The organism is Asanoa ferruginea (assembly GCF_003387075.1).
GTDB classification, from domain to species: Bacteria; Actinomycetota; Actinomycetes; order Mycobacteriales; family Micromonosporaceae; genus Asanoa; species Asanoa ferruginea.
The window spans coordinates 5729737-5741774 of the sequence record NZ_QUMQ01000001.1 but is presented as its reverse complement, the minus strand read 5'-3'; the positions used below and the strand labels follow the sequence as shown (position 1 = coordinate 5741774).

Sequence of the window (12038 nt, the reverse complement as noted above, 5' to 3'; positions counted from 1 at the left end):
ACCACTGTCACAAATCGGCGCGCCGCCTGGTCTCGACTGGTGACACATTCGAGACCACCCGGGAGGGGCCTGTGCCAGCCAGCCGACTGGAGGCGTTCAGCGATGGGGTGCTCGCCATCATCATCACGGTGATGGTGCTGGAGTTGAAGGTGCCGACGGGCCACCACCTGGCCGACCTCGTCGACACGACCGGGGTCAGCCTGCTCACCTACTGCCTCAGCTTCGTCTACCTGGGCATCTACTGGAACAACCACCACCACATGTTTCACCTCGTACGCAAGGTGAGCGGTGGAGTGCTCTGGGCCAACCTGGGGTTGCTGTTCACCCTCTCGCTGTTCCCGTTCACCACGGCCTGGCTCGACGAGTCGCGGTTCGCGCAGACCCCGGTGGTCGTCTACGGCCTGAGCCTGGTCGGCGCCGCCGTCGCCTACTTCGTGTTGCAAGCGGTGATCATCCGCCAGCAGGGCCCGGAGTCGCCGCTGCTCCGGGCCATCGGCAACGACGCCAAGGGCAAGATCTCGGCCGGCCTCTACCTCGCCGGGATCCTCAGCGCCCTGCTGCTCGGGCAGGCCGGCGTGATCGTCGCCCTGATGTGCTTCGTCGCCGGCGCGGTGCTCTGGATCGTCCCGGACCGCCGCATCGACCGGGTGGTCAAGGAAGCCGAGAACGCCTAGCGCAGTCGCGGATCGACCCGGCGGGCGTGGTCGTTTAGTGGCCGTGGCAGTCGATGATCATGGGTGCGGCACCACCGGGGTGCCGTGGGTGTGGAACGTGTCGATGGTCTTCAGGCCCCACGCCTGGCCCTTGGCCCGCTCTTCCCGGGTCCAACTGATGGTCTTCCAGTCGGGCGCGAGGATCAACCGCGCACCGGCGTTGCACAGCTCGATGCGGTTGCCGCCGGGCTCCCATACGTACAGGAAGAAGGTCTGCTGGATCGCGTGTTTGTGTGGCCCGGTCTCGATGTGCACACCAGCGTCGAGGCAGACGTCGGCGGCGCGCAGGATCTCTTCGCGCGTGTCGGTGGCGAACGCGATGTGGTGCAGGCGGCCGCGGCTGCCGGTCCAGTCTTCGGTGTAGACCAGGTCGTAGGTCTTGTTGCCGAGCGAATACCAGATCGCCTGCGGGGTGCCGTCGTCTTTGACGATCTGCTCGGTGCAGCGGGCGCCGAGGGTGTCGCTGAGGAACGCGGCGGTGGCCGGCACGTCGGCGGTCAGGTAGTTGACGTGGTCGAGCCGGCGCAGGTTGGCACCGCGACCCGGATAGGCGGCCGCCTGGTTCTTCAGGGCCGGGCGGTCGCTGTTGTCGGCGCGATACCACTCGACGTTCCAGTAGACGCCGAGTTCGTGCCCGTCGGGGTCGGTGACGAGGTGCACCTCACCCAGGCCGCGCGCGTCGGTGACCGTGCGACGGGGGCCCGTCGATGCCATCAACCGGTCGAGGGCCTCAGGGCTCGCGGCTCGCAGATAGGTGCGGCCGATGCCGGCTGTTTCGCGCTGGATCAGCCGGAGAGTCCACGACTGGTAGTCGTCCCAGGTGTGCAGGTAGACCGACGTCGCGTCACGATGCACCTCGCGCAGGCCCATCTGGTTGACGAAGAAATCACGCGATTCATCGAGCAGGGGTGTGAAGAGCTCGACCGGGCCGACGTGTGCGATGTCGCGGCGGCGGTCGGGGTCGTGAGTCATCCGGTGGCCTTTCCGGTGCGGGGCCAGACGAGGCCGTCGGACAGCTTGCGGGCGGTGCGGATGACGCTGCTCGCGTTGACGCGCGTGCCGTCGACGTCAACGGCCACCTCGAAGGTGCCGGTCGGGTGTTCGATGCGCACCAGCGGGCCGGGTGGCGCTAAGTCGGCGGCCACCGTGCCCTCGATGCGCACAGCGGCGGCGACCGAGACCGCGCCCAGCACACCGATCGCCGCGTGCACCCGGTGCGGGATGAAGGTCCGGGTGGTGATGGCGCCGCCATGCCGGGGCGGTGCGAAGATCGTGATCTTCGGGACGGTGGTGTCGGTGACGTCGCCAAGGCCCATCGCAGGGCCGGCCGCGCGGCGAATTTCCTCCACAGTGGATCGGATTGCGGATGCTTCCAATGTGGCCGGTAATTCGGTGCCGTCGAGGTCGAGATCCTTGGCGCGGATGAGAACAACCGGCATGCCCGCGTCGACGCAGGTGACTTCGATGCCGGCGAACCGGTCGATCAGGCGGCCGGTCGGGAAGAGCGGCCGGTCGCTGCCGGGAAACTCGATCTCGATCGGGGCGGCCGGGAACGGGGTGCCCGCCATGACCGTGTCGCCGGCGTAACGCACCCGGCCGGCGGGCGTGCTGATGCGCGCTCGCGCGTACCCGATGGTGGGGTTCATGATCCGGATCCGCACCTCGGTGGTCTCGCTCGACACCGCGACGAGGCCGCGCTCGATGGCGAAGGGCCCGACGCCGGCGAGCAGGTTGCCGCAGGTCTGCGCGGCGGTGACGATCGCCCGGTCGGGCACCACCTGGAGGAACAGGTAGTCGACGTCGGCGCCGTCGTCGGTCGACCGGCTGACCACGGCGACCTTGCTGGTCAGCGGGTGGCCGCCGCCGATGCCGTCGATCTGCCGCTCGTCGGGCGAACCCATGATCCGCAGCAGCAGGTCGGCCCGCGCGTCAGGGTCGGCGGGCAGGTCGGCGCCGAGAAAGTAGGCGCCCTTGGAACTGCCCCCGCGCAGCTGCATGCAGCGGACGCCGTCGCTGTCAGCGCTCATGGGGCAGCTTCCTCCCTGACGGTCCGAAATTAGCGGCCCGAATGATCACAGTCAATCTCGATGGACCGCTGACCCACGGGGCGGCGGCTCGGCGCCGAGCCGGTTAGAATGCGGGCGTGATCTCCGCGGCCGTCTTCGCTCGCTGGATCACTCCGCCGCTGCCGCTCTACGGCGACGACCACAAGCGCGGCGACTTCGCTCCCTGACGCGCGGACCTTTCCTGCGTCCGCACGTCCCTTCGACATCCGGGAGCGATGTCCTATGTCTACAGTTACGCCCACTGCCGAAACCACGCCGCCGCCCGGCGTCCGCGCAGTGTTGCGCGCGCCGCGGGTGCCCACCCTGCTGGCCGCCAGCCAGGTCGGCCGCCTTCCCCTGGCCGCCGGGCCGCTGGCCCTGCTGCTGTTCGCCCGCGAGTCGGTCAGCCTCGTGCTCGCCGGGCTGGTCGTCGCCGTCTACACCGCCGGGATGGCGATCAGCGCCCCGTTGCTCGCCCGCGCCGTCGACCGCTGGCGGCAGCCGCCGGTCCTCTACGGCTCGACCTCACTGTCCGCCATCGGCTTCCTCGCCGTCGCGGCCGGCGGCGGCGACCTCGCCGTGACCATCGTCGGTGCGGCGCTCGCCGGGCTCGGCACCCCGCCGCTGGAGGCCTGCCTGCGGGCGCTCTGGCCGGCGCTGGTGCCACCGCCGGCGGTCCCGGCCGCCTACACGCTCGACATCGCGCTGCAAGAAGTGATCTTCGTGGTCGGCCCCCTGGTCACGCTGGCCGCCGTCGCGATCGCCGGTCCGCCGGCCGGGCTCGTCGCGGCAGCCGCCTGCCAGGTCGCCGGCGCGACCGTGTTCGCCCTGTCGCGACCGGTCCGGGTCTGGCGTGGCACGCCCGCGCCCCGGCACTGGGCCGGCCCGCTGCGGGTGCCCCGCTTCGTCGTGCTGATCCTCGGCGTGAGCTGCCTCGGCGCGGCGGTCGGCAGCATCCCGGTGGCCGTCACCGGCTACGCCGAGGCCGCCGGAGACCGCGGGCTCAGCGGCTGGCTGCTGGCCGCGCAGGCGGTCGGCGCACTGACCGGCGGGCTGCTCTACACCCGCGCCAAGACGGGCGGCCCGGCCCGGCTGCCCATGCTCGCGGTGGCCTTCCTGGTCGGCTACCTGCCGCTGCTGATCATGCCGGGCCTCGGCGTGATGGCCGTGCTGATCGCGCTCAGCGGCGTCGCCCTGCCACCGGTGCTGACCGCGGTCTTCCTGACCACCGACCGGCTCGCCCCGCCGGGCACGGTCGTGGAGGCGTTCGCCTGGATCGTCACCGCGTTCACCGTCGGCAGCGCCACCGGTGCGGCGCTGACGGGTCAGCTCGCGGCGACCGACCTGCGCGCCGGGTTCGCCCTCGCGCCGGTCGCGAGCGTGCTGGGCATCGTCGCGATGACGATCGTCTACCGCGGCGAGGCGAAGGTGCCAGCCAGCGCCGGGCGGCCGTAGACCGCCGTCACGAGGCGGGTGCCGGCTTGCGCCGGCCATCCCGATAGCCAGCAGTAGACCGGCGTCACGAGGCAGTCGCCAGCCAGCGCCAGCCACCCCGACAGCCCCCAATTGACCAGCATCACGAGGCAGACGCCGGCCAGCGCCAGCCACCCCGACAGCCCCCAATTGACCAGCATCACGAGGCAGACGCCGGCCAGCGCCAGCCACCCCGACAGCCGCCAATTGACCAGCATCACGAGGCAGACGCCGGCCAGCGCCAGCCACCCCGACAGCCGCCAATTGACCGGCATCACGGGGCGGGTGCCGGCTTGCGCCGGCCACCCGGACAGCCCGCCGGAGGCGGGCGTTACGAGGCGAAGGTGTCGGCCAGCGCCGGCCATGCCGACGCCCGGCAGTAGACCGGGATCACGTCGATCGGCGTCTCCCGCTCGATCGCCACGCCGCCGGCGGACGGCTCACCCGTCCACACGTCGACCCAGTCGCCGGCCGGCAGGTAGACCGGCCACGAGGTCGCGGCGGGTGACGTGACCGGGCTGACCAGCAGGTCGTCGCCGAGCATCCACTGCCGCGGCTGCGACCACACAGCGGGGTCGGCCGGGTGGTCGAAGAACAGCGGGCGCATCAGCGGCCGGTCGGTGCCGATCGTCACGGCCGCCTGCCGCGCCAGGTAGTCGACCAGGCGCTCGCGCAGCTTCGCGAAGCCGCGGAAGACCGGGACGACCCGCGCATCGCCGGTGGTCTCCGCGACGTGCCAGGGCGTGCGGTCGCGCAGCGGGAGCTGGTGGTGGTTGAACTCGGAGTGGTACTGCATGATCGGCATGAAGGTGGCCGCGGCCGCCGCGCGCAGATAGAGCTCCGCGTCCGGGACCGGGCCCGAGAAGCCGGCCAGGTCCCAGCCCCAGTAGACGATGCCGCACGACGCCGCGGTCAGGCCCGCCGTCACCGAGTTGCGGAACGCCTCCCAGGTCGAGTCCTCGTCGCCGGCCCAGAACACGCCGTGCGCCTGCGAACCGGTGAAACCGCTGCGGGAGAACGTGACCGGCGCCTTGCCGTGCGCGCGCAGCAGGTCGCCGAACGCCCGCGCGTAGTGCACCGGATAGCGGTTGTTGCCCTCGTCACCGCGCGAACCGTCGCCGTAGCGCAGGTCGTGACCCCACGCGTGTTCGCCGCCGTCGGTCTTGAAACCGTCGACATCCCAATCGCGTACGAGGTAAGCCCGCTTCGCCGTCCACCAGTCCCGCGTCTGCGCCGTGGACAGGTCGGGCAGCAACGACTTCGGGAACCACCACCCCCGGTTGAGGTAGGGCGTGCCGTCGGCCTCGAGCACCGCATGCCCGCCGGCCACGAGAGCGGAACCCTCGGCCAGCACCTGCGAGTGCAACCCGGGCTCGGACTCCGCGGTCTTCAGCAGCGGGATCTGCCAGAGCAGCACCTTGATGTCGCGGTCGTGCAGTTCCGCGACCATGCCCTTCGGGTCGGGCCAGGCGCCGTCGGCGGGATAGCTGAAGTCGGCGTCCTTGAACGGCGTGCCATCGGCGTGCGGTGCGTAGGTGGCATCGCGGGGAATCATGATGCCTTCCTCGTCGCTCCACGCCTCGATGACGACCGCGCCGACCGGGATGTCGAGGTCGCGGTGCCGGTTCATCCGGTCGAGCACTATCTGCTGGGTGTTCCACTCGTTTCCGGACGCCCACAGCCGGAACACCCAGGCGGGCAGTTCCTCGGCGCGGCCCGCCTCGTCGAGGAAGGCGCCGAGGACCTGCGCCGGCGTGCCGGCGTAGACGCCGAGGTCGACCTGCTCGCGGCGGGTGCCGCCGAGGGCCACCTCGACCACGAGCCGGTCGGCGCCGATGTCATACCAGGTGCGCCGGCTGGTTCGCACGTGGAAACCCCAGCCCGTGCCGTCGGCGCCGACGACGTGGGCGAACGGCATCGGCAGGTAGGTGCGGCCGTGCGCGCCCTGTGCCTTGTATTGCTCGAAGACGACCGCGTCGAGTCGCCGCCCGGCCTGGTCGAGGTGGTCGAACCGCTCACCGAAGCCGACTACGTGGTCGCCGGGGCGCAGCGCGAGCGCGAACCGGGCGCGGTGCACGCCGTCGGCGGTGACCAGCCACTCGACGGAACCGTCGACGGCGCGGCCGCCGGTCAGGACGGCGTCCAGGTCGGCGGGAAGCGATGCCGTCCAGGTGGCCGGCGAGACGGAGAACCAGGCTGTCGTCGAGGCGACGCCGTCGGACGTGGTCGCGTGGAACCGGTAGCGAGTCGGCGCGGTCACCGGCGGCGACTCGACCGCCCAGCCGCCCGCGCCACCCAGCGACGCCGCCTGCGCCCCGGCGAGATGGCCCTCACCACCGGCGAGCGCGGCCGCGTCGGCGGCGCTGCCCTGCCGCGGCGCGAGAGCGAGCCGCTCGTCCTGCCACTCGCAGGTGACCGCCGTGACGGCCGGATCGGCCTGGACGCCCAGCAGCACCCGCTGCCCGGTCAACGGCAGCACCGGCACGCGCTGGTCGAGCGACGTGGCGTAGGGATGCTCGATCCCATATGGACGGTGCACGATCACCGCAGCAGCCCCAGTTCGTCGGCGAGGATGAGATACATGCCGTGCGACCACAGCAACGGCGTGGCCACCGGGCCCCACTTGTCGAGCCACTCCTGGCGCGAATCCGGGTGCAGCAGGTGGTCGGGCACCTGCTCGGGAAACTCGCCGTCGGCGGTGGCGTGGTCGGCGATCCAGGTCAGGTGGCGCCAGGCGCCGGCCCGGTCGCCGGCCTGGGCCAGGTTCCAGCCGAGCAGCGCCGAGAGCAGCAGCCACTGGCCACCGCCGTAGAACACGTCGGCGGTGAAGCGGTGCACTCCCCCGTCGACGTCGAGGTCGGCGGAAACCTTCGCGAGCGTCGCCGTGGCGATTGGGTCGCCCGCGTCGACCAGCCCGAACGGGACCACGCACGCGGGCAGCGAGCCGTCGACGGCATCAGACCCGAGCCATTTCGTGAGGTGCCCGCCGCGTACCCCTTCGGTCAGGGCCAATTGACGGGCGGCGTCGGCGGTCTCCGCGGCGGCGTGGTTGTCGAGGGCAAAAGCCACCGCCCGCAGTCCACCATGGATCGCGCCCAGGGTGGATACGTGCCGGTGCTCGTCGTGCTCCTCCCACCAGTCGAAGCAGGGCAGGTCCCAGAAGGCGGTGAGGAAGTCGACGGCGACGTCGATGCCGGGCCGCCACCGGGCCAGGTCGAGCCCGTGCCGTTCGGCGTGGGTGACGACCGACCAGAGCCAGATGCCGTACCCGTCGGTCTGGAAGTCCCACCACGGGTCCGAGCCGTTCTGGCCGTCGAAGGTGAATCGGGTAGGCAGCATGCGTTCGATCGGGACCGCCGCGCCGGCCGACCGCAGCGCGCGCAGGTCGTCGACCTGGCCGCGGCGGTCGGCCAGCACGCGGCTGACCCAGTCGTGGAAGCGGTTCGCCGAGGTGACGTCGCCGAATCGGGAGACGCCTTCGGCGGTGAAGCCACCGTCGCGCAGCCAGGCATAACCGCGGTATGCCGAGAAGGTCGGCGAGGCCGGGTAGGCGCCGCCGGCGTGCTGGTGCGTGGTGATGACGGCATGGCTACGCGCGGCCAGGGCGCCAAACTGAGAGACGGTGGGCATCGTGAGTCCTAGGAGAGAAGTGCGTCGACGGCCTTCTGGGCGTCGGCCAGTGCGGCGGCGACGGTTTTGCGGCCGGCGGCCGCCGCGGTCAGTTCCTTGGTGACGGCGTCCTGCATCTCCTGCTGGCGCTCGATGACCGGCGGTAGCACGGTGGCGTCGAGGGAGTCGAAGACGGCCTGCCGGTTGGCGGGCTTGCCGGCGCTGAGGTAGGGCGTGACCTTGCTGTTGTCGGCGACGGGCGGCAGTTCCCAGCTCGTGTCGAGCCGGGTCTTGACCATCTCGTCGGAGGAGGTGAGGAAGGTGACCCACTTCTGGGCCGCCTCCTGGTTCTTGCTCGCGGCGGAGACGACGGCGCCGTTGGTGAACATGGCCGACGCCTTCTTCGCGTCACCGGGCTCGACCACGATGTCCCAGTCAAACTTCGCGTCGGCGTTGGCGGCGAACAGCCAGATGCCGGTGTGCCACATCGCCAGCTTGCCGTCCTTGAACAGCTTGGAGTCGAAGTCGGGGGTGCCGGCACCCTGCGCCTCGGTCGGCATCGTCTTGCCGGCCTTGTCGACCAGGAACTGGGCGGCCTTGCGGCCGGCGTCGGAGTTGAACGTCGAGGTCTTCTTGTCGGCAGCGAAGAACTCGCCGCCGGCCTGTGCGAGGGTCTTGTAGAACTCGAAGAACGAGATCGGCTGGTAGTCGCCCCAGACGCCCTTGCCCTTGTTGGTCAGCTTCTTGGCGGCGGCCTGCTCGTCGGCCCAGGTCCAGTCGGCGGTCGGCGGTGCGACACCGGCGGCCTTGAAGAGGTCTTTGTTGTAGAAGAGCACGACGTTGGAGAACGACTCCGGGAGACCGTATTGCTTGCCGTCGGCCCGGAACGCGTCGAGCAGCGACTGCTTGTAGGGCGCCGGGTCGACGTTCTTCAGCTCGGCCAGCGAGCCGTTGGCCGTGTAGGTGACGAAGTTCTCGTAGTTGAGTTCGAAGGCGTCCCCCGCCGTACCCCCGGCGACCGCCGTTTGCAGTTTGGTGAAGTAGTCGTCGTAAGGCACGGTCTCGAGCTGGACGGTGATGTCGGGGTTGGCCGACTCGAAGGCCGCCTTGATCGCGGCGAGGTCCTTCTCGTGACCGCCGTTGGCGGAGAAGTTCATGTAGCGGACGGTCGTCTTGCCGCCGGTCGGCTCCTCCGACTTGGTGGCGGATCCCTGCGAACAAGCGGCGAGCGCCAGCACCAGCCCGGCGATCAAGGGCGCGGCGCCGCGTCTGACGAAGCTCCTCATGACGTTCCTTTCGGGAGGGGGGATCAATTGCTACTTGATGCCGGTGTGTGCGATCCCGGCGATGATGTGGCGCTGTGCGAGCAGATAGACGATGGCGATCGGCAGCACGGAGAAGACCGAGCCGGCCATCACCACGTCCCAGTCGGTGGTGAACTGGCCCTGGAGGGTGGCCAGGCCCAGCGGCAGGGTCATGAACTCCGGCGACCGGATCACCACCAGCGGCCACAGGAACGAGTTCCAGCTGCCCATGAAGGCGAAGACGGCGACGGTGGCCAGCGCGGGCCGGATCAGCGGCAGCACGATGGTGGTGAAGATGCGCAGATGGCCGGCCCCGTCGATGGTGGCGGCCTCGTCGAGGTCGCGCGGCACCGACTCGACTGCCTGGCGCAGCAGGAAGACGCCGAACGCCGACGCGATCGACGGCGCGAGCAGCGACATGTAGGTGTCCTGGAGGTTGAGCGTCTTCATCTCGATGAACAGCGGCACGACCAGCACCTGCATCGGCACCATGAGCGTGGCGAGGTAGAGCGAGAAGACGATGCCCTTGCCGCGGAACGCCAGCCGGGCGAAGCCGTAGGCGGCCATCGACCCGGTGACCAGTTGGAACAATGTGGACGCCGCCGCGATCCAGAGCGAGTTGACCGCGATCCGCCACATCGGCAACGCGTCGAGGAGCTGCCGATAGGCGGCCAGCGTCGGGTTGTGCACGAACAAGGTCGGGCCGCCGGCGAGGCTGCCGTTGGGTGTGATCGAGGTGATCACGGTCCACAGGAACGGCACGAGCATGAGGAACGCGCCTGCGGCGACAAGCACGAAACGCACCACGGTACGGCTACGCATAGTGCACCCACCGGCGTTGGCCGCGCACCTGGAGCGCGGTGATGACGAGGATGACGGCGAACAGGATCCAGGACAGCGCGCTCGCCTCGCCGGCCCGGCCGTAGCGGAAGGTCAGGTCGTAGATCTGGCCGACGACGACCTGACTGGCGCCCTGCGGTCCGCCGGCGGTCATCACGTAGACCTGGTCGAAGACCTGGAACCCGTTGATCAGCGAGATGACGACGACGAAGAACGTCGACGGGGACAGCAGCGGCAGGGTGACCCGCCAGAACCGCTGCCAGGCGCCGGCGCCGTCGGTGCGGGCGGCCTCGAGGATGTCCTGCGGGATCGCCTGGAGGCCGGCGAGCATGATGACCATGACGAAGCCGAGGTCCTTCCAGGCCGAGGCGAGGATGACCGCGGGCAGGGCCCAGGTCGGGTCGGTCCACCATCCCGGCTGTGGTGCGCCGAGCGCGCCGAGCAGCGAGTTGACGAGCCCGCTGGTCGGGTTGAGCAGCCACTTCCAGACCAGCGCGACGACCACCCAACTGGTCACCACGGGCAGGAAGTAGGCGGCGCGGAAGAACGCCCGCCCGGGCAGCCGCTGGTTGAGGGCGAGCGCGAGGCCGAGGCCACCGGCGAAGACCAGCGGGAGATAGCCGGCGCAGTAGATCACCGTATGCAGGAAGACTTCGCGGGTCGTCGGGTCGCTGAGCAGGTGGGTGTAGTTGTCGAGGCCCACCCACTTCATCGGCGAGATGAGGTTCCAGCGGTGCAGGCTGACCCAGAGCGACGACACCATCGGCACGACGGTGAAGATCAGCAACGGGATCGCGCTGGGTGCCAGGAAGAACAGCACCCAACCGAGTTTCTTCATCGGGTCACCTCCGGCCCGGTCTGCAGCCGGGCCCGGACGAGTTCGCCCTGTGCGCCGGTAGCGGCCGCGTCGAACGGTGAGGCCAGCACGAGGCAGGCGGCGCCGACCGCCCACTGGTCTTCCGTCCACGACTCGACCAGGCAGCGGATGTTGCGCCGGGCCGGCATCAGCCGCCGCCGGAACGATTCCTCGAAGCCGGCTTCCCAGAACTCCCAGTCCTGGACGCCCTCGCCCATCAACACCACCATTTCCGGGTCGACCGTGTGCACCACGCCGGCGAGGGTGCGGCCGAGCAGGCGGCCGGCGTCGGCGTAGACGGCTTTTGCTTTGGGGTTTCCTTTGCGGGCTTCCTGAGCCAGGTCGGTGATGGTCCCGCGCGGCCCGATGGCACCGGCCTGGATGGCGGTGGCGACCAGACCGGGCTCGCCGATGTAGGCCTCCAGGCAGCCGGTGTTGCCGCACCCGCAGAGCGGCCCGTCGGCGGAGACCGGGATGTGCCCGATCTCGCCGGCGCCGCCGTGCGCGCCGCGGCTGACCGAGCCCTGGTTGACCATGCCGCACCCGATGCCGAGCCCGATGGTGACCACCATGAACGAACGATGCTCGCGCCCGTTGCCGTGCACGATCTGCGCGGCGGCCAGCGTGTTGACGTCGTTGTCGACCAGCACCGGCACGCCGAGCGCGTCGCGCAGCCGCCGGCCGACCGGGACCCGGTTCCAGCCCAGGGTCGGTGCGTCGACCATGCCGGAGGCCTGCGCGTCGACCGCGCCGGGCAGCCCGACGCCGACACCGAGCAGGTGCCCGTCGTGTGCGCCGACGACGTCTTTGAGGATGCCGGAGAGCGCTTCGAGCGCCGCCGGCTGCGAGGGGTCGAACGGCACGGACCGCGCGGCGCGGACGGTGCCGTCGAGGTCGACGGACACGATCGCGACGTGGTCGGCGGTCACCTTGGCGCCGATCGCGCCGCCGGCCGCGCGCACCAGGCCGAGCAGCGTCGCGGGCCGGCCGCCGTTGCTTGGCACCGACCGCAGTTCGGTGATCAGCTCGCGTTGCAGCAGTTCCTTGGTGGTCTGCGTGACGGTGGCGGGGCTGATCCCGAGTGCCCGGGCGATGTCGGCCCGGGACGACGCACCCCGGGTGCCGAGCAGGCCGAGCACGGCGGCGCGCACGAGATCGCCCCGTGGTGAGACCTGCCCGCTCCGCGACATGCCGCCGA

The 12038-nt window shown here is 70.6% G+C and carries 11 protein-coding genes; 2 read left to right on the top strand and 9 right to left on the bottom strand.

Annotation, left to right across the window (positions count from 1 at the left end; all coding sequences use genetic code 11):
- The first annotated feature begins 71 nt into the window (after positions 1-71).
- Positions 72-674: a TMEM175 family protein gene (locus DFJ67_RS26890; protein ID WP_116070576.1), complete on the top strand. Its 603-nt coding sequence runs from the start codon at positions 72-74 to the stop codon at positions 672-674.
- Between the two features lie 57 nt (positions 675-731).
- On the opposite strand, the gene DFJ67_RS26885 is transcribed toward DFJ67_RS26890, so the two are convergent.
- Together DFJ67_RS26885 and DFJ67_RS26880 are read right to left on the bottom strand one after the other, a co-directional pair.
- The gene (locus tag DFJ67_RS26885) at positions 732-1685 is read right to left on the bottom strand and encodes a VOC family protein (RefSeq protein WP_116070575.1); all 954 of its coding nucleotides are present in this window, start codon (positions 1683-1685) and stop codon (positions 732-734) included.
- Entirely contained in the window at positions 1682-2740 is a 1059-nt protein-coding gene (locus DFJ67_RS26880; RefSeq protein WP_116070574.1) for a PrpF domain-containing protein, read from the bottom strand. Before DFJ67_RS26880 ends, DFJ67_RS26885 begins: the two co-directional genes overlap by 4 nt.
- Positions 2741-3001: 261 nt before the next feature.
- Between DFJ67_RS26880 and DFJ67_RS26875 the strand changes: the two genes are divergently transcribed.
- The gene (locus DFJ67_RS26875) at positions 3002-4213 is read left to right on the top strand and encodes an MFS transporter (RefSeq protein WP_147315613.1); all 1212 of its coding nucleotides are present in this window, start codon (positions 3002-3004) and stop codon (positions 4211-4213) included.
- Here the strand turns inward: DFJ67_RS26875 and DFJ67_RS26870 are convergent.
- The 7 genes from DFJ67_RS26870 to DFJ67_RS26840 are packed head-to-tail and all read right to left on the bottom strand — an operon-like array spanning position 4168 to position 12030.
- On the bottom strand, positions 4168-4506 hold the full coding sequence (locus tag DFJ67_RS26870) for a hypothetical protein (protein ID WP_147315612.1): 339 nt from the start codon (positions 4504-4506) through the stop codon (positions 4168-4170). The two genes, DFJ67_RS26875 and DFJ67_RS26870, sit on opposite strands and share 46 nt — an antisense overlap.
- A gap of 56 nt (positions 4507-4562) precedes the next feature.
- Entirely contained in the window at positions 4563-6776 is a 2214-nt protein-coding gene (locus tag DFJ67_RS26865) for a glycoside hydrolase family 31 protein (protein WP_116070571.1), read from the bottom strand.
- Positions 6773-7861: a glycoside hydrolase family 15 protein gene (locus tag DFJ67_RS26860; protein ID WP_116070570.1), complete on the bottom strand. Its 1089-nt coding sequence runs from the start codon at positions 7859-7861 to the stop codon at positions 6773-6775. The genes DFJ67_RS26865 and DFJ67_RS26860 overlap by 4 nt, the downstream gene beginning before the upstream one ends.
- A gap of 8 nt (positions 7862-7869) precedes the next feature.
- Positions 7870-9126: an ABC transporter substrate-binding protein gene (locus DFJ67_RS26855; RefSeq protein WP_116070569.1), complete on the bottom strand. Its 1257-nt coding sequence runs from the start codon at positions 9124-9126 to the stop codon at positions 7870-7872.
- Positions 9127-9156: 30 nt separating this feature from the next.
- A complete protein-coding gene (locus tag DFJ67_RS26850) occupies positions 9157-9939 on the bottom strand; it encodes a carbohydrate ABC transporter permease (protein ID WP_203783094.1) in 783 nt (260 codons plus the stop codon).
- Between the two features lie 19 nt (positions 9940-9958).
- Positions 9959-10822, bottom strand: coding sequence for a carbohydrate ABC transporter permease (locus tag DFJ67_RS26845; RefSeq protein ID WP_116070567.1), 864 nt, complete (start codon positions 10820-10822; stop codon positions 9959-9961).
- A complete protein-coding gene (locus tag DFJ67_RS26840) occupies positions 10819-12030 on the bottom strand; it encodes an ROK family transcriptional regulator (RefSeq protein ID WP_116070566.1) in 1212 nt (403 codons plus the stop codon). The genes DFJ67_RS26845 and DFJ67_RS26840 overlap by 4 nt, the downstream gene beginning before the upstream one ends.
- Positions 12031-12038 lie beyond the last annotated feature (8 nt).

What these genes read in the sequence shown, in the direction of transcription:
- DFJ67_RS26840 (WP_116070566.1), bottom strand. Translation starts at nt 12,030, where the DNA reads ATGTCGCGGAGCGGGCAGGTCTCACCACGGGGCGATCTCGTGCGCGCC.
- DFJ67_RS26880 (WP_116070574.1), bottom strand. Translation starts at nt 2,740, where the DNA reads ATGAGCGCTGACAGCGACGGCGTCCGCTGCATGCAGCTGCGCGGGGGC.
- DFJ67_RS26845 (WP_116070567.1), bottom strand. Translation starts at nt 10,822, where the DNA reads ATGAAGAAACTCGGTTGGGTGCTGTTCTTCCTGGCACCCAGCGCGATC.
- DFJ67_RS26885 (WP_116070575.1), bottom strand. Translation starts at nt 1,685, where the DNA reads ATGACTCACGACCCCGACCGCCGCCGCGACATCGCACACGTCGGCCCG.
- DFJ67_RS26870 (WP_147315612.1), bottom strand. Translation starts at nt 4,506, where the DNA reads ATGCCGGTCAATTGGCGGCTGTCGGGGTGGCTGGCGCTGGCCGGCGTC.
- DFJ67_RS26860 (WP_116070570.1), bottom strand. Translation starts at nt 7,861, where the DNA reads ATGCCCACCGTCTCTCAGTTTGGCGCCCTGGCCGCGCGTAGCCATGCC.
- DFJ67_RS26875 (WP_147315613.1), top strand. Translation starts at nt 3,002, where the DNA reads ATGTCTACAGTTACGCCCACTGCCGAAACCACGCCGCCGCCCGGCGTC.
- DFJ67_RS26855 (WP_116070569.1), bottom strand. Translation starts at nt 9,126, where the DNA reads ATGAGGAGCTTCGTCAGACGCGGCGCCGCGCCCTTGATCGCCGGGCTG.